Here is a 17,492-nt window from a genome sequence, read left to right as displayed (position 1 = left end):
TCTTCGTATTCCCTTAATCACCTCAATCAGACATGGAGTAAAAGAATGAAAGTCAGTGAGTTAAAACTACGAATGGGTGAACTTAAAAGTAGTATTGAATTATTAGAATTTCCCAAAGAAATCGTAGAGTTGGTCTCAAGACAAACTGAGATGCTTGCCTTACTCGAGGATCAAAAAGAGGTTGATTCGAATGTGATGCTTCTTGTTAAAGAACTCATCAATCAATTTTGGCTATGGGTTATTAGAAATGTCGCTTATGACCAATGGGCCACGGGTACGCACGTCAGGCCTTGGCTTTTATTCCAAAAGTCATTGGCTAAAGCGAATTTGTTAGAGGCGGATTTCCTTCATCCTATACTGTATGAAAAGTTATACAATCATTTTGATGATTTAGCTGAAAATCGCTTAAGGGTAACCGAACTCATGCCTTTACTTATTTCTGCTAGTCGAATGTTAGGGTATAAGGAGGTCACTGAAAATAATTATCCTCTCGAACGGTTAAACGCAAGGATATCTTCAGAAAAGCCTCAAGTAATTGCAAATATAAAAGATGTGATGTTTTTATTAAGAACTATTTTTTATCTAATTCATAGATATTGCACTTTTGAACAATGTTCTTTATTGCCTTCCTTGATTTATTTTCGTTCCCATACTACAGATGAAGAACGACGTTCTGAGTTGGCAATTTTTAATTGGTTAACTCAAAATACAGTTGAATGCACCCAATTTTTTAATACACATAATCAATACATTGATACTCGCTCAATTAAACTCATTGAAGCTTTGCAAAGGGTTGCTCATTTTCTTCCGTCTTTACGTGTCGAGTTTCTAAGTGCTACGAACCAAAGTCGTTGGCTTTACCCCTTTATTCAGCAAACCAGATTGGAGCAAAAGGATACCGAAAATAGTTTAATAGAGAAAACATTTCATTTATTAGAGACAGATTTTAAAACTCAAAAAGATAAATCTCTTGCCGCAAGCTTAAGTTTTGTTTCCGAAGTGAATAGACAAGCCCGAATCCTAACAAACCCAGAAGCAAAAATTGTTTATTCAGCAACCTACTTATTTTGCTTGGAACAATATAAAAAGCATCGCGAAAAGGATTTGCGTGACAAACATTCTTTATGGTCGCTTTCCGGAGACACAAAATGTCAAGCTGCGGAGAAAAAAAAGTTAGTTGTTCTTGGCAAACCGGTTAGGTTTGATTTTTTTGAAACCTTAGCCATTAATCAAGGACGTTTGAAAAAAATAGTCAATTTTCTTGATGAGAAGCAAAGTTTAGAGTTGGAAGATTATACTTCTTATCTATCGAACTAACTACAACATCGAGTGAAAACGATTGTTTTATATAAAATTTATTCCATTTGAAATTTGCTTTTCCATTTTGCGTAACATATATTTATTATTAGCTTTGGTATCTTAAAATCATTTTTAAGTTATTAAGAAAAGGAGTTCTTATGCGTGTCATCAACAAACTGTCCCTAGCAACCATGTTAGGTATTTTAGCAGTGTCACCCAGTATCTACTCTGCAGATACACCTGATATTTCTGGATCCTATAAATGTTCGTACCACGATCCTTTTACAACTCCCAATGATGGTACTGAAACTGTAGTATTCAAGAAAAATGGTGATGTTTATAAAATCTCCGGTATTCCTACTGGAAGCGTATTCCCATATTACATTGGTAAAGGCATATTTAATAAAAACGTCAATAATGCGATTGGCTACATATTTTGGCAACCAAAGTCCCCCTCTGTAACAACAATCCAAATTTTTACAGTGAAACCTGATGGCACTTTGGATGGTGTTTTTGCAGAAAGCAATAAGGATAAAGGTGGTACTGAAACCTGTACTAAATCAACCCAATAGTGAATATTCGCATAAAGGTGAGAAAAGGAATTTATTATGAAAACTGTAATGAAAAGTATTTATTTAGTTACTGCATTATCCCTACCCACTTTAACAGCCTATGCAGATACAGAGAGCACGAGCACGACTCCTTCGAGTACTCCTAGCAGTTCGAGTACACCAAGTAACTCAAGTACTCCGACAACTACTCCTGCTACGAGTGACACTTCAACAAGTAAGACCGGAACATCTTCTTTTTTAGGAGATTATCAATGTCAACGTGTTGATGCGGCAAATAATACTGCAACTTATCCTCTTACCGTATCCAAAACAGGGGATACTTATACGTTAGAATGGGATAATAGTAACGGAGATCCTGTTCTTTACGGTACCGGTGTTATGCATCCAAATCAAACAAATGTGGTTGCCTCTTCATTTTGGGATCCAAGGAAACCGGACACAATTGGTATTCAAATGATAGAAATCAAACCCGATGGTTCATTGCAATCTAATTGGGTTTTGCAATCAGACAATCAACTTGGATCAGAGACTTGTACTAAAAGTAAATAATCAAAATAATCCAAGCATAAAGGGTTACCTTAGGGTAGCCCTTTCATTCTAAGTACCTAAGGAAACTTCAGTTCTGAATATAAAGTTCAATTACCACACTAAATTCTTAGATAAATAGGCTCATAACCTATTTTTCATTTTATAAAAAATTATGGCAAAGGGTTCTTTGAGAAAGTAACGTGAGCTGTATTTGTTCTTTATCCAGCAGGCACTTGTTATTGCAGGAGAACTGAATACGGTGAGGCCCAGTTTTTGAGCTACTAGAATGGCTCGTGGGGCATGAAAAGGTTCAGTGACTAAAATAATGGATTTAAATTGGTTCGCTTGCAATAATTTTTTAGAATAAAGAAGATTTTGGAATGTGGAAGTTGATTCGGATTCAAGCAGAATGTCTTTTTCGGGTACGCCCAAAGATATAGCAATTTTTTTCATGGTTTGTGCTTCATTTATGCCATCTTCCACATCCGTACCGCCTGAGAAAAGTAGTTTTGGAGCATAGTTAGCCTTATATAAATCAATTGCATGTTTTACGCGAGCCACAAGGCAAAGGTTATAGGAATTATTGCGATAGGCTTTTGCTCCAAGAACTAATATAATATCGGCACGTTTTCTCTCATCTTTTTCCGCATTGTTTATAATATACACAGCTAACAAAGCATAAATAGCAAGAGTCGTAATCAAGAGAAAGATACCTAGGGGTATGTACAGTTTCATTGAATTCTCAAAATAATTCGTAGGGTTCTTAGTAACGGAAAGTTTATCAGATCTTATGAGGCTGAATAAAAAGAGTTGGCTGTAAGTAATTTTTAATTATGTAAATGGGCCAATTGGCCCAATTTTTAGTCAAGAGTTTTTTAATCAATGGTGTTGATGGTATTGAGGGTAGGGTGCACCATTTTCCACTACAATATAATCTCTTGGCGGCGTCCAGCGATGAGCATTTCTCCATCTTGAATGATGATGGTGATGGCGAAAATTTTTAAATCGTGGATAATAATCATGGGTATGATAAAAAGCAAAGGATGTAGTGGAAAATAAAGTAGCCGCGCCTAACATCCCGCACAGCAATATTTTTTTGATCATCATTTTTATTCCCCTCTTTAATTGTTATCTGCTGCTGAGTCTAAATAATGAATGTAACAGGGATATAACAAAATGTTGTGAAATTGTAACAACGTTGTTACAAAAGATGACACAGTGGAAAGAACTAACGGCAAACGCTTTTTCCTACCTCCACGCAGTTCAATTTAATAGATTTTCTTTTTACACGGAATTTTTTCAATGAATGGCAGTTTGTTTCAGACTATAAAATAAATCAGTTATGTACGTTTTTAGCGTAAGCTAATTTTCGGTTGTTGTTGTGATTCCATGTGAGTAACTACCTCAGTTAAATCAACTACCTCATCAGGAACATTAGGGATGCTGCAATGTGCAATCAATTTTGATACTAATATAGAGGCACAAGGACTGAAACATCCTGTAACTATTACCGTGGCAGGTAGTGTAGTAAGAAAAGTTAAACTCGTTGAATAAGGTACTTCGCTTGCGCGAAGAATATAATAAATACCAAGATGAACTCCAGCACCAAGGGCCATCGCAGCAAGAATTGCGCATTTTCTATAACAACAATTCTCGTTAATATTGGAAGAACGTTCCATAATCATTTCATCTCGTTCTTTTACATTAGCCAAATAAATATCCTTATGTTGGCTAACAAGCTTTTGGACTAAAGGAGTAATGTATTGACTTTCCAAGTCAGGAGGTAATTTTTTATTGTTGTACAAAGTAAAAAAAAGATGAGGATTCGTTTTTTCGATTTTCTGTGCTGCTAGAGTAACAAGTGTGGGTATTAGTTTTGGCATGATTAAGCCCCTATCTAAATTCTAATGATGTTTTTATGAGTAATTGTTGTTATTTTGTATCAAATCATTAGGATTTGTTTCCATTTACTGGGTCAAACTATCCTGATTTTTGTTTATTTCCTGTGTATGTTGCGCTTCAATACTCAAAAATAAGGCCATTTTAGCCTAAGCGCGCGAAATGTAAACAGCCATTAAAAGATATGATGTTTTTGACAAAATAATTTAAGCTATACGAGAAGTGATTTTTATGGATTCATTGTACGACAACGAGATTATGATTAAGGATAAACATGTGGGATTTTTTTTATGGCATGGGTTATATGCTTCGAGGAGTTCGAACCCTTTCTACCTCAGGCTTAAGACGTTTTGTGCTATTACCTTTAGCAATTAATTTTATAATGTTTTCCGGATTGTTTTATCTGATACATCACTATGTATTGCCTTATGCTTATCATTACCTTGATAAGTTGCCTTCTTGGTTAAGTTTTCTTAGCAGCATATTTTTTATCATTTTTATCCTGAGTTTTTTCTTAATGTTTTTGTCGCTTTTTACTGTATTTTTTAATCTAATCGCAGCTCCTTTAAACGGATTATTAGCGGAGAAAACACAAAAAATACTGTTTGGGAGTGCAATTCCTTCTTTATCATTTTATCAAGTGGTACTTCGCAGTATCAAGCGTCAAGGTGAGTTTCTTGGCTATTTTTTGCCTCGATTTGTGATTATAGTTATTTTATTTTTTGTACCCTTTATCCAGCCGATTTATCCTCTCTTATGGTTTTTATTTAATGCTTGGATACTAAGTATCCAATATCAGGATTTCGCCATGGATAATAATCTGATTAGCTTCAAAGAGGCGCGAAGAATCGTTGCTCGTAATAAAATGCGTTCCCTTGGATTGGGTTTTTCTATAAATATAGCCAGTTTTATACCTATCTTAAATTTCTTGATCATGCCTGCAGCAGTGATAGCAAGTACCATTCTCTACTGTGAGCTTAATAAGAATTTGCTTCCGTCTATAAAGCAGGAATGAGAGTTATAGCCTCGGTGTAGCGCAGCCCAATCTGGATAATAAATCCGATTTTCGCTACGCTATTCTGGCCTATGGTGTTAATACGCTTGAACTACAATTTTTCCTACGGCTTTACCTGATTCGAGTAATGCATGGGCTTTATCAATATTCTCGAAATAAAAAAGATGAGGATCAATAAGCGGCTTTAAAGAATCTTGATCCGCTAATGTTGCGATCTCTTTTAGAATTTTGCCATGACGTTCACGTTCGATGTTGCGTAATAATGGCAATAGCATGAATACTGCATGTAGACTTGCCGATTTACTATGTAAGGGTGAGAGATCGTGGTTTGAAGCGGCTTGAATGCTAATTACATTTCCATATAAGGCAACCGCAGCTAATGACTTATCGAGATTCTCTCCACCGATTGTATCAAATACAATATCAAATCCCTTTCCGTGAGTTAGTCGATTAACATAATCTTGAACGGATTCAAGCCGATAATTAATCGTTTCTTTAGCTCCAAGCGATTTTGCTATATCTGCTTTATCTGGGGAGGATACCGTTGTGTATACTTCCGCGCCAGCCCATTTGGCGAGCTGGATCGCAATATGTCCAACTCCTCCAGTACCAGCATGAATTAATACTTTTTGTCCCGGTTTAATTTTAACTTTTTCAAATAATGCTTCCCAGGCAGTAATGGCCACTAGAGGTAATGCAGCGGCTTCAACCATACTCAAGGTTTTAGGTTTTTTCGCAATTAATTGGGCATCAGCAAGCATAAATTCTGCTAAAGCACCTGGTTCATTGAGGAATCCTCCCGCACATCCATAAACTTCATCGCCCACAGCAAACTCAGTTACGTAGTCACCAACTTGTTCAACAATACCTGCTACATCACTATGCAAAATGGCAGGAAATGGAGGAGAAATTTGGCTGTATTTACCAGAGCGAACTTTACAATCGACGGGATTTACGCTAGTTGCTACAACTCGAATGAGCACATAGCCGGGTTTAATTTGGGGAGTGGGGAGTTCAATCGTTTCAAAGATTGAAGCGTCACCAAAAGATGATATTGCTTGTGCTTTCATAGCGTCCTCCTAACTTGATGCACCAGACGTTTATTAAAATTGAAGAGAGCCGAAAAAATCTATCTTCCTTAATGCAAAATAGCATTCTAAAAAAATCGCAGAACATTTTCCAGCAACCGTTAGTTTTTTAATGGTTTTTTCAGGTACTTGCTCTGCAATTAAGCTTTTAGAATAACAGTTGTAAAAGTAAATTGGCATAGTTCAGCTTAACTGCACTATAGTGTTCATTAAACATTAAATTTATGATTAATAAAATTAAAAAGGATGAACACATGATGTGGCCGACAAAATTGACTCAAAAAATGGGCATCAAATTTCCAATTATCCAGGCCCCTATGGCAGGAGGTGCAACTACTCCGGAACTCGTCGCGGCGGTATGTAATGCAGGTGGTTTAGGTTCATTAGGAGCGGGATATATGCCTCCTGCTGAAATAAAAAGTGCACTCAAAAAAATACGAAAATTAACGAATAAACCCTTTGCAGTGAATCTGTTCATTCCCGAGCATCATTATGCCACAACCGAACAAATTCGAAAATCGTGTATGGATATCAAACACTCTTGTCTTGAATTAGATATAGAAATTGAACCCGTTTTCGAACCTTATGCACAATCCTTTGAGGAACAGATAAATGTCTTAATAGAAGAAAAAATTCCTATTTTTAGTTATGCATTTGGTGTGTTGGATTCGAAATGGATAGCCAAATTTAAAAGGAATCACACTCTTTTAATAGGTACAGCAACCACTTTAGCTGAAGGACACCAACTTGCAGAATGTGACATCGATGCGATTGTTGCTCAAGGAAGTGAAGCGGGCGGACATAGAGGAACTTTTATAGGGCCAGCAGAGGAGGGATTGATCGGTTTGTTTAGCTTGGTGCCGCAATTGGTGGATGAAATTAACCTTCCAATCATTGCTGCGGGTGGAATTATGGATGGCAGAGGAATTAGGGCCGCACTGGATTTGGGTGCCGAAGGCATACAAATGGGCACTGCTTTTTTGAGTTGCCTGGAGTCCGGTATTCCCGGGGTGTATAAACACGCTTTACTATCACAACAGCAGGATAATACTGTACTTACACGAGCTTTTTCAGGTAAATTAGCACGAGGTATACGCAATCAATTTATCGAGCGTATGAATACTAAAACACTAAATATCCTGGATTATCCCATTCAAAATACCTTAACGAGCGGGATGCGAAAAAAAGCAAAAGAACAAAACAATATTGATTTTATGTCTTTGTGGGCAGGTCAATCTGCTCAATTATGCAGGGATGTAAGTGTAAATGAGTTAATGAATGCATTAGTGCAGGAAGCAGAGGCATTAAACTAAGGTACATGGTACACACTAAGAAAGAAAAAATAATAAGAACTCCCATTAAACATGGTGTGGGAGTTCTATAATTAATTTAGAAATAATAGCTATTTGTTGATTCCATTTGAGCAACCTCATCTGGCTTTGCAAATTCCTTTCTAAATTCTTTGTCAATTTCTTGTCTTTGAAATTTGAAGCTATTTATAGCCTCCACTTGGTTTGCGCGTAGTTCATTATTGCTGGAGAAGAACGAATGTTTTTCCGTATAAGTACGGGAAGCATCGGTACATTTGTCGAGTTGTTGATACATTGTGTAATAACTTTGGATTTTACGAGCAAGATATTGATTATCTAAAATATCGATAGAGTACCTTCTGGAGTTTACTAAGTGTGTCTTTAGTTCAATTAGCAAAGTAACATAATTATCTCTTACCGACGTATTTTGAAATTTAATACATTGAGTATCAATGCAATCGAAAATTAACTTGTAATCTCCACTAGATAACGCTTCCAATACCTTCTTAAACGAATTGCGACGTTCATAATAGTCCTTCCCTTTAGTTTTACTTAATAAACAGGTTGCTTTGCCCAAATCATGCACATACTGGTGTATTGCTCTTAATCCTTGGATTATTGGCAAAGGATTAGGTTTTTCGGATAAATTCATTGTAGGGATAGATGGAGAGGATTTTGTCTTCTCGGAATAACAAGCAGAATATTGTTCCCACGTTAGTCGACTTGTTTTTCTCTTCTTTGTTGAATTATCAAAGGAATCAATTTCTTCTTTTTCTATAAAGAAATCGCCTCTAAGATCCTGAATAATGCAATTGCTCGCTAAAACATTACGATCATATAGGGCCTTCACCGCTCTATAGAGACAAAATGGCCCAGGTCTATAGTGGCCGCTTCCATTTGTGATTTCAGTTATCTTGCCATCTTTGACCGTAATTTCTCCTGCACAGGCTACAGCATTTCCACGGGTAAATGCCGGGTGACCAATCCGTTTCCCCTCTTTATATTCATCATCAGGATGTACAAATAAATTTCCTTCTATATCCATAGAGTAAATATATCGGGTGCCAGAGGAAAAAGGTTGTGTGGTGCCACTAAGACAAAGTTCGTTTTGATTATTGGTTGTAAGCATACAATATAGTGCTTCTTCATAAGAAAAATAATAATTCTTAATCACTGCTTGAGATTTTTTTGTTTCATCAAACTCAATTTCTACAGTTAAATCTTCGCATTTGGGTTGTTGTTTTTCCCATGCATCATGAATGGGTTCCAAGGCTGCTTTGGTAGTAGGATATAAAGTTCCCCATGCACGATGTTGAGGGTCTAAGAATTCTTTTTGCACTCTATCTGGTAATGCTAACCCTTGCTGATTTAATAGCGCGTGTACATCTCTAGTCACATCCAAGTTATCTTCGGCATACGGACGAGCTTTTGATTTTTCTTGTTCAGAAATATCTCTTGAAAGGAGATGAGCTTTACACTCAAAACTTTCCTTCACGATAAAGCTTTCTGCCCAATAATTGAATTTTCTACCTTGTTGTAATAACTTAAATACATCATCTTTAATCGCTTGATAGTGTGCTTTTTCCGGGGTTTCCAGAGACAGTTGGCGGGAGGCATATTTATAAATTTCGATTAATTCACCGCGGTTATGTTTGATGAAATTATAAATTGCAATAATCACTTCGGTCTTGGAACTATTATCCTGAGAAAATTGCTGGATAATAGGAAGTAACTTAGAGTTATATCTCTCTTGATACCTTCTTATTAGATCTTTTAAATAGTCATCGTGTGTACCGTGGGGATCTATTTTTTTTACAAAATCAAAGTTCTTAGTTTTAAGTTGATTTACAAAGGAAGTAATTTTCATCGGTTCTCCATCGATTGTTGGACTTTTTTTATGGTACCAATACTGACTTAGAGAACTATTATTAAATATACGCGAATTGTGCAAATAAGAACCATAAAAGGGCAAGATAGGAAGCTTATGCCCCTTCAGCGATAGGTCATAAGCTTAAGAAAAAATAACCGTTAAGATAATATTCTTTTACAGGATCATTCCATTACCACTGCCTTCATCCATTTCAACATCGTTACTAAAACTCTCAGGATATTCTTCTTTTGTTTCTGGATATAACGCTTGATAAAAAAAACTAGCCCCAGATTGACTTACGAAAATAGAGTTCTGACTCTCTTGCGATATAGAAGGGGATGCAGCAAGGAATTGTGATTGTGAAATATCAGGTTTCTTCGATAGATGATGTATTTGTTCTTCCAAATGTTGCATTATCTGCTGATCACTTTTTTGCGGTACTTTTATCGCTTGTAGTGTTTTAAGTGCTTGCTTATATGTTGCAATGGTATCTCCTAGCCGTTGATTTTGAATATGGGCTTTGGCCAGTGCTAAAAGTTGCATTGCCATATTACGGTATGCGCCATCGCTAGGTGTTTCATTGATTAAAACAGGAGTAAATGGATGTTTATCAGCAGATAGAGAAAGCTGATTTAACATATTTTCTATATTGTGGTCAATTTGTTGAATTTCATGAATGGAGATGGTTTCAAACTGTTCAAAAAGTGCTTGCTCTTGTTTTGCAAATTGTCCTTCACTGAGTAAATGTTCATGATTAGCAAACTTGGAAGAAGCAATATATGAATCCGTTGAGAGCTTCTTTTCATAATGTCCATGGAATTGCTTGAAATTAACAACTGGATCACCAATCTTTTGTTCCTCAAAAGTTTTATCTTTAATACAGCCGAATGCTTTTATGGCATTCGCCATAGCCTCATCTCCTGCTGGTTGCTTTAATGATTCATAACATGCATCTGCTAAATCCATATACAACTCAGTTAATTTCCTATAACTTTTATCATGGAGAGGGGTTTGCAGTATTTGGTTTATAGCATCCATATAACATTGCGCTGATTTTTCATATTGAGCACTATTAAAATGGAGGATCGCCAGATCATGGTAAGCAGAAGAAAGATCTTCAAAATCTGTTATTGTTTTATTAACAATTTGTAGAAATAAATTGATTCCTTGTAAGTATCTTCGGATTACTGCTTTTTTGGTTAGAGATGCTGTCTCAAGATATTTGGCTTGTGCAATTTGTAACTTAGCTTGTTTTCTGTATTCTTCATCCATTAAAGATCTCCTAACTCATTAACATTAAACTGTTTCCAATCAAAATATCATTATCGGAGATAGAAATACAATGGCATCAATTTTCATTGCAAGAGGAAACTCGAATATTTTTAAGAAGGATTCCTGGACTCGCTTCGCGTCAGTGGAAAGCGGGCCTCTTTAGAGATGCGTTCCCTCTTTCGGGGGAACGGTAGTCTTTTTTAATGGTACCTATCTTCATACATCAATTGGTGGATTTTTTATTACTCTACTGCAATTAAGGTGGATAATTCGCGTAGTGCAACAAAGAAAATCGTGTAATCAATGCTTGAGCTACCGAGTAACATCTCCAGCAATCTTTCCCATCGTTGCTGAATAAAGGGATTTTTTGAGAACCAGTAAGTGATCAGTTCTTCTGAACTCAGCCCTTTTTGATTATTCTTCAGAATGACAATGCTGAGCCGACGTTGCAAATTGTCCAATTCATCACGTAGAGATAAACGTGCCAGGCTATTCCAATGTCCTTCACGAGAATCATTACCAATTTGGTCCCGGAACCAGACCAGACTAAATTTGCTACCTACTTTGAAATAAACTTCAGCAGTTCTTCCTAGATCAAATTTATTTTGTGTCGCTACTTCCACTACATTTAATACGGTATACATAGCACGGGTAGTAGCGATTTTTTTTGCAGCTTCTTCGGGTAAACCAATGTCGACAAATTGAATAACAATTTTTTCTAAATATTCTTTTGTAACCCCAGCCATCAAATTAGGAATTGATTTTTCAAGTTTGGCTATAGATTGACTGTAGTGGGTAATATTATTAGTAATTCCACCGCTTAAACGTTTATGGTGCAAGAACCATCGAGTAGCCAAATTCATTAATTGTCTGACGTGGTGAAGCAACTCGTACTGAGTTTGTACTGTGACTTTGTAATTAAGCGAATCAATTAATTGGTGTAATTGCTCGGTTCCATATGCCTTTGAAGCAATAATATAAGCACGGGCAATGTCTGCAACTGATTGTCCAGTTTCCATTTGTAAACGATACATAAAGGTAATACCCATGCTATTCACAATTTGATTACTAAGCTGGGTGGCAATAATTTCACGTCGCAAACGATGTGTTTGCATGGATTTGGCGTACGATTTCAGCAACATGGATGGGAATCCGGTCTGTAGAATGGTTGCAAAATAAGGATCATCAGGTAAGTCGGATTTTAATAATTCACTCGTGATATAAATTTTTGTATAGGCCATGATAATAGATAACTCTGGGCGCGTTAGACCTTGACCCGCAGCTTTACGTTCCAAGAGATGTTTATCATCCGGAAGAAATTCGACGGTTCTATCTAAATGTACCAATCCCTCCAATTCCTTAATATAAGCTTGATATAAACCACTGTAAGCGAGAGCGTTTATTGCAGAAAAGCTTAGAACCAATGCTTGGTTGTAATTATCTTGTAAAACCAGCTGGGCGACTTGTTCCGTCATTTTGGTAAGCAGCTGGTTGCGTTTCTTTTCGGTAAGCTTGCCTTGATTCATTTCTTTATTGAGGAGAATCTTAATATTCACCTCATGGTCAGAGCAATTTACTCCAGCGGAATTATCAATTGAATCGGTATTGATCAGTCCCCCTGTAAGCGCAAATTCAACTCTTCCAAGTTGAGTAAATCCGAGATTACCCCCTTCTCCCACAATTTTGCAGCGCAAATCATTACCATTGACACGTAAGAATTCATTGGTTTTGTCACCTACATCTGCATTCGATTCAGTAGATGCTTTTACATAGGTACCAATACCGCCGTTGAATAATAAATCTACAGGGGCTTTTAATATTTCACGAATCAGTTCATTGGGGGGTAGCGAGTCTGCTTGAATATCGAGTGCTTTTTTTACTTCAGGTGTAAGGGTAATCGATTTGCTTGAACGCGGATAAATACCCCCACCTTTAGAAATTAATCGAGGATTGAAATCTTCCCATGAAGAGGTAGGCAAATTAAATAAGCGTTGACGTTCTTCAAAAGTTTTACGACCATCAGGATTTGGATCAAGGAATATATGACGATGATCAAAGGCTGCAATTAAAAGAGAATGATTGGTATAGGTTAGGCCATTACCAAATACGTCTCCACTCATGTCGCCGATACCAACCACCGTAAAATCTTGTTTTTCAATATTAATGTCTAGTTCACGGAAATGTCTTTTAATGGATTCCCAGGCTCCACGCGCTGTAATTCCCATTTTTTTATGATCATAGCCCGCAGATCCTCCAGAAGCGAAGGCGTCTCCAAGCCAAAATTTGTATTCTTTAGATATACCATTTGCAATATCGGAAAATGTGGCGGTTCCTTTATCGGCTGCAACAACAAGATAAGGATCAGCGTCATCATAGCAAATAGTATTCCGGGGCGAAACAACACGGTCCTCTTCATAATTGTCTGTCAGATCAAGCAAACCTCTGATAAATGATTGGTAACAGGCAATGACCTCATGTTTTATCTGCTCTCGATCAAGCAGGTGAGCTGCTTTCTTTAAAACAAAGCCTCCTTTGGCTCCAGAAGGTACTATTACTGAGTTTTTTACTTTTTGAGCTTTCATCAAACCCAGAACTTCTGTACGAAAATCTTCGGGCCGATCAGACCAGCGAATACCACCACGAGCCACCTTGGCGCTACGCAAATGTATACCCTCAAATCGTGTAGAATACACAAATATTTCATACATAGGTTGCCCAGGTGGTAAATCAGGAACTTTGGCGGAGTTGAGTTTAAATGACAAATAATCTTTGGGATTTCCATCATCGCCTAACTGAAAATAATTGGTACGAAGTGTTGCTTTGATTAAAGACCAAAAAAAACGAATGATATAATCTTCATCTAAGCTGGTAATCGCATCAATATTCGCTCGAATTTCTTTCTCCAATTCAATGCGTTTATTTTTACTTTTAGTGTTTTGTTTCAAACTAAACTTTAAACAAAAAAGTTCAATAAGTTTGTTGGCAATGGGTGCATAGTTAGCAATGGTTTTTTCAATATATTGTTGGCTAAAACGAAATCCAATTTGTTGCATGTATTTGGCATAGGCACGAATAATCATTATTTCACGCCAGGATAATCCCGCCCCTAACACCAATCTGTTAAACCCATCGTTTTCACAAAGCCCGACATTTATTTTGATTAAGGCTTCATTAAAATTGCTTTTAACTTGATCCAGCGTGAGTAAATTAGGATAGGAATAAGAAACATTAAAATCACCAATCCAAATAAATTGATTGGGTTCTAAAGCAATTTTATAGGGTCTTTCGGTATAAGTGCGTAATCCCATGTTTTCAATCATGGGTAAAATATCTGATAAGGGAATAGGGCCGCCGTATCGATATAGTTTAATGTGTAACGGGTGTTCCCCGCGTGCTGATTCAAAAAACACAATCGCCAAGGGGTTTTGTAGGGATAGATTATCAATTTGAGAGAGATCTTCTACTGCTTCTTCAATTGTGTGTTGTTCACAATAACTCATTGGTAATGCAGGAAGATATTTTTCAGCAAATTCTTTACCTTTTTTCGTACCGAACTGTTTTTTTAATTTTTGATGCAACTGATCTTTCCATGTGTTTTCCATTTTTATATCTCACACAGTTGAGTGTTATTATTGAATAAGTATAGGACATGAAAATGAATTGCATGTAATGGAGAGATTTGTCCCAATAAATGTCAGTTTTTCATTGCATTTCAAATAAAATCATTCATGTATAAAAGATATAAACCCTCCTTCCCAAGGCTGAATGATGGCTAGGGCTCATTTCCTTTTATTGAGACCAGCAAGCTTGTGGAGTTCTGGTAGTATTAAGTCCATTAACTGTCAAGGTTAAGGTACTACACGAAACGCCATTCTGGGTGTCATTAGCTTGGGCACCTTGGGCAGTTGCAGTAAGAGTATACCCCGTTGCGGTATTGTTAGTAGCTGATAATGAATAGTAGTTATTTTCTGTAGTAGTTACGGCGTTCCAAACGTCTGCTAAGGTACCATAAGTTGGGTTTTGACCACGGTATTTTTCTTCCTCAAGTTGGATACTGTTTAGAGTATTAATCCCTTCTGTGCGTCTAGAACGCATCACATAATTAAAGTAACTGGGCATACTAATCATAACAATAATAGCAATGATGGCGAGGGCAATTACTAACTCCATCAATGAAAATCCCATTTTATTCTTTAAATTATCCATTTTAAAGGCTCTCCTGAATTACCCTCTTTAATCTTAGACTAAACTAATAATATATATTACCCATTTTGCATGGATGATAAAGTAAATGGAGTTTCTTTTTATGACCGTTCAAAGGATTGGCACCTATAAAGTAATGGGCTTTAGTTTCCTTGAGTTATTAATTACCGTAATAATTCTCGTCATTATTACGAGTATTGCTTTTCCTGCCTACACAAATTTTATGAACCAGAAGCGTGTCAGGACCGGAACGGAGGAATTGTATAATTTTATTAAAATTGCGCAATCAGAGGCTCTTACTACAAAAAATACCTATTATCTTAGTTTTAGTCCAACAACTTGGTGTTATGGGCTTAGTGATACTGCTCCATGTGATTGCACCGTAGTAAATAGTTGTATGGTTAAAAGTATTCAAACAATTGTTCGAAGTAGTGATTACTCAGGTAACCCGGTTGCTCTTTCTATAACTGGATTTTCAGGAACAAGTTCTGCCCCTTACATTATTTTTGACGGATTCCATGGAACAATAACTTCTGGAGGATCTATAACCGTTTCTTTGTCAGATAAATCTGCCAGAATTAATGCTAACAGTATGGGGTTGGTAACTGTGTGTTCTAATACTGTTTCAGGATACCAAACATGTCCTTAATACCGATTAAACAACACAAGGGTTATACCCTGCTCGAAATACTAATTGGAATTGGTATAGGTTTATTCTTATTAGGGGGGAGTATTGTAATTTATATCTCCTTAATGCGTTCTTTTTACAGTGTCATAGCAATTAATCGACTGGATCAACAATTACGTTCTGCCATGAATATGATGGTTATCGAAATCCGTCGTGCAGGTTATTCTGCAAATGCTGCTAATGATATAGGGACTGGAACGATTACGAATCCTTTTATTGCCTCTGCTAATGATATTACTGTCCCTGTAAGCAGCTGTATCTTATTCACCTATGATATCGATTCAAATGGCACTATGCCTTCATTAAATTCAGCCGGTTATGATAAACGCTTTGGATTTAGACTTTCAAATAATGTCTTACAAGCTAGAGCAGCAACAGACTCATTTTTTGATTGTACTAATGGCACCTGGATCAATTTGACAGATCCTAATCAGATCCAAGTGACTAATTTATCATTTACCCTGACACCTACGGTTATCACATTAAGTAATGGAGTCAGCACACTTACGATACGAAATGTTACAGTTACGCTAACAGGGAATTTGATTTCTGATACTTCAGTAAGCCGAACATTTGTCCAAGAAATACGAGTACGTAATGATAAATTTCAGCCCTGAATTATAGGAGGAGGGTATATTGCTATGAACTTTCAACGTGGCTATGTCCTGCTTGCTACATCGGTGATGATTTTGCTGGGAATTGCAATCACGGCACTATTAACCAGTAAAACAGTGGATTTTGATCAAAAAATAGAAAATAACTTTTATCGGACCTCCCAATCATTCATGGCTGCTGAAGCGGGTTTAGAATATGGGTTAGCGTATCTTGAAGCAAATAAAACCGCCATTCGTGTTGATGCGAACAATGATGGTTTTATAGATACCTATACCAACTCTCAAATAACCAATGTTGCTTTTAGTAATAATACAAATTATACCGTCACTTATAGCAATCCAGTATATAATAGTTTCAACCGCATTACGGTATCTTCGAAGGGAACGGCAGATAATAACTTAGCCTCAACTACTGTAGTTCAAATTATGCAGATTTATCCCTTTGTACCGACACCTACACCTGTCCCACTCCTTGTAAAAGATAATGTAAATTTGAGTGGTTCTTTGACTATTAGTAATACAACAACAGGGACAACTATTTGGAGTGGAGGTGATACGGTTCTGGGCGGCTCGGCAAGCACATCCTCAAATGCAAGTTCTGGCTCTAACAGTGGTAGTCTTCAGGCTGATGTGGTGCACCACGATTCAAGTTTAAGCAGTTTGAGCTCCGATCAATTTTTTAGTAATTTTTTTGGAACAACAAAAACTTTAGCGCAACAATCTGCAGATATTACCTATACTAATAGTAGTAACACCGATTACAGTGGTCTTTTAAATGGAGTGGTGGGTCAATCCATTTGGATTAACCAAACTGGAACAAGTTCAGCCGGCTTCTCAGGTAATGCCACGATAGGTTCCCCTACCAATCCGGTTGTCTTAGTAGTTAACGGGCCTCTGCAGTCTAATGGTACTACAACAATTTACGGTATGGTTTATGTAATGGGAGATTGGAATAATAGTGGGGGGGGAACATTGGATATAATCGGAGGAGCCGTAGTCGAAGGTTCAATCACTTCAACTGGTTCACCGAATATTACTTATAACACAGCAGTCCTGAATCAATTGAACAAAGTGGGGGCTTTTGTCAAAGTTCCAGGATCTTGGCGAGATTTTTAAGGATTTATAGGTGAGGAG

16 protein-coding genes are annotated in these 17,492 nt (G+C 36.9%); 8 read left to right on the top strand and 8 right to left on the bottom strand.

Going from position 1 to position 17,492, the window contains the following annotated elements; genetic code table 11:
- Window positions 1–45 precede the first annotated feature (45 nt).
- From ACWTE2_RS27275 to ACWTE2_RS27265, 3 genes are all read left to right on the top strand, one after another.
- Window positions 46–1,317: a hypothetical protein gene (locus tag ACWTE2_RS27275; protein WP_454785233.1), complete on the top strand. Its 1,272-nt coding sequence runs from the start codon at window positions 46–48 to the stop codon at window positions 1,315–1,317.
- 140 nt (window positions 1,318–1,457) lie between these two features.
- Complete coding sequence (locus ACWTE2_RS27270) at window positions 1,458–1,871, top strand: hypothetical protein (RefSeq protein WP_182392879.1); 414 nt, start codon at window positions 1,458–1,460, stop codon at window positions 1,869–1,871.
- Window positions 1,872–1,907: 36 nt separating this feature from the next.
- The gene (locus ACWTE2_RS27265) at window positions 1,908–2,420 is read left to right on the top strand and encodes a hypothetical protein (protein WP_182392880.1); all 513 of its coding nucleotides are present in this window, start codon (window positions 1,908–1,910) and stop codon (window positions 2,418–2,420) included.
- Between the two features lie 120 nt (window positions 2,421–2,540).
- On the opposite strand, the gene ACWTE2_RS27260 is transcribed toward ACWTE2_RS27265, so the two are convergent.
- The 3 genes from ACWTE2_RS27260 to ACWTE2_RS27250 all read right to left on the bottom strand — a co-directional run bounded on the left by ACWTE2_RS27260 (window position 2,541) and on the right by ACWTE2_RS27250 (window position 4,282).
- Complete coding sequence (locus ACWTE2_RS27260) at window positions 2,541–3,134, bottom strand: YdcF family protein (RefSeq protein WP_454785232.1); 594 nt, start codon at window positions 3,132–3,134, stop codon at window positions 2,541–2,543.
- Between the two features lie 144 nt (window positions 3,135–3,278).
- Window positions 3,279–3,506, bottom strand: coding sequence for a hypothetical protein (locus ACWTE2_RS27255; RefSeq protein WP_255464345.1), 228 nt, complete (start codon window positions 3,504–3,506; stop codon window positions 3,279–3,281).
- A gap of 245 nt (window positions 3,507–3,751) precedes the next feature.
- Entirely contained in the window at window positions 3,752–4,282 is a 531-nt protein-coding gene (locus ACWTE2_RS27250; RefSeq protein WP_454785231.1) for a hypothetical protein, read from the bottom strand.
- A gap of 290 nt (window positions 4,283–4,572) precedes the next feature.
- Between ACWTE2_RS27250 and cysZ the strand changes: the two genes are divergently transcribed.
- Window positions 4,573–5,313 (top strand): sulfate transporter CysZ, encoded by a 741-nt coding sequence (gene cysZ, locus ACWTE2_RS27245; RefSeq protein WP_182392883.1) that lies wholly within the window; start codon window positions 4,573–4,575, stop codon window positions 5,311–5,313.
- Window positions 5,314–5,390: 77 nt separating this feature from the next.
- Here cysZ and ACWTE2_RS27240 read toward each other — a convergent pair whose 3' ends face one another.
- Entirely contained in the window at window positions 5,391–6,383 is a 993-nt protein-coding gene (locus tag ACWTE2_RS27240) for a zinc-dependent alcohol dehydrogenase family protein (RefSeq protein WP_454785230.1), read from the bottom strand.
- Between the two features lie 275 nt (window positions 6,384–6,658).
- On the opposite strand from ACWTE2_RS27240, the gene ACWTE2_RS27235 reads away from it, so the two are divergent.
- Window positions 6,659–7,714 carry an NAD(P)H-dependent flavin oxidoreductase gene (locus ACWTE2_RS27235; protein WP_454785395.1) on the top strand — a complete coding sequence of 352 codons (1,056 nt, stop codon included), beginning with the start codon at window positions 6,659–6,661 and terminating at the stop codon, window positions 7,712–7,714.
- Window positions 7,715–7,790: 76 nt separating this feature from the next.
- Here the strand turns inward: ACWTE2_RS27235 and ACWTE2_RS27230 are convergent, their stop codons facing one another.
- The 4 genes from ACWTE2_RS27230 to ACWTE2_RS27215 form a co-directional block, all read right to left on the bottom strand.
- Window positions 7,791–9,578, bottom strand: a complete 1,788-nt coding sequence (locus ACWTE2_RS27230) for a hypothetical protein (RefSeq protein WP_454785229.1) — start codon at window positions 9,576–9,578, stop codon at window positions 7,791–7,793.
- Between the two features lie 177 nt (window positions 9,579–9,755).
- Complete coding sequence (locus tag ACWTE2_RS27225) at window positions 9,756–10,853, bottom strand: hypothetical protein (protein WP_454785228.1); 1,098 nt, start codon at window positions 10,851–10,853, stop codon at window positions 9,756–9,758.
- Window positions 10,854–11,095: 242 nt separating this feature from the next.
- Window positions 11,096–14,455: an NAD-glutamate dehydrogenase gene (locus ACWTE2_RS27220; RefSeq protein ID WP_454785227.1), complete on the bottom strand. Its 3,360-nt coding sequence runs from the start codon at window positions 14,453–14,455 to the stop codon at window positions 11,096–11,098.
- A 187-nt stretch (window positions 14,456–14,642) separates the two neighbouring features.
- Window positions 14,643–15,059 (bottom strand): type IV pilin protein, encoded by a 417-nt coding sequence (locus ACWTE2_RS27215; protein WP_454785226.1) that lies wholly within the window; start codon window positions 15,057–15,059, stop codon window positions 14,643–14,645.
- A 100-nt stretch (window positions 15,060–15,159) separates the two neighbouring features.
- Here ACWTE2_RS27215 and ACWTE2_RS27210 point away from each other — a divergent pair, with 100 nt between their 5' ends.
- From ACWTE2_RS27210 to ACWTE2_RS27200, 3 genes are read left to right on the top strand one after another with little or no spacing between them, the layout of a single operon-like run.
- Entirely contained in the window at window positions 15,160–15,705 is a 546-nt protein-coding gene (locus tag ACWTE2_RS27210) for a GspH/FimT family pseudopilin (RefSeq protein ID WP_454785225.1), read from the top strand.
- Entirely contained in the window at window positions 15,696–16,361 is a 666-nt protein-coding gene (locus ACWTE2_RS27205; RefSeq protein WP_454785224.1) for a hypothetical protein, read from the top strand. Before ACWTE2_RS27210 ends, ACWTE2_RS27205 begins: the two co-directional genes overlap by 10 nt.
- Window positions 16,362–16,385: 24 nt before the next feature.
- Window positions 16,386–17,474, top strand: a complete 1,089-nt coding sequence (locus ACWTE2_RS27200) for a pilus assembly PilX family protein (RefSeq protein ID WP_454785223.1) — start codon at window positions 16,386–16,388, stop codon at window positions 17,472–17,474.
- Window positions 17,475–17,492: the final 18 nt, after the last annotated feature.

The organism is Legionella nigrisilvae, from assembly GCF_977063395.2.
Note: the sequence above shows the minus strand (reverse complement) of the source record. Positions and strands in the feature narration are given on the sequence as shown.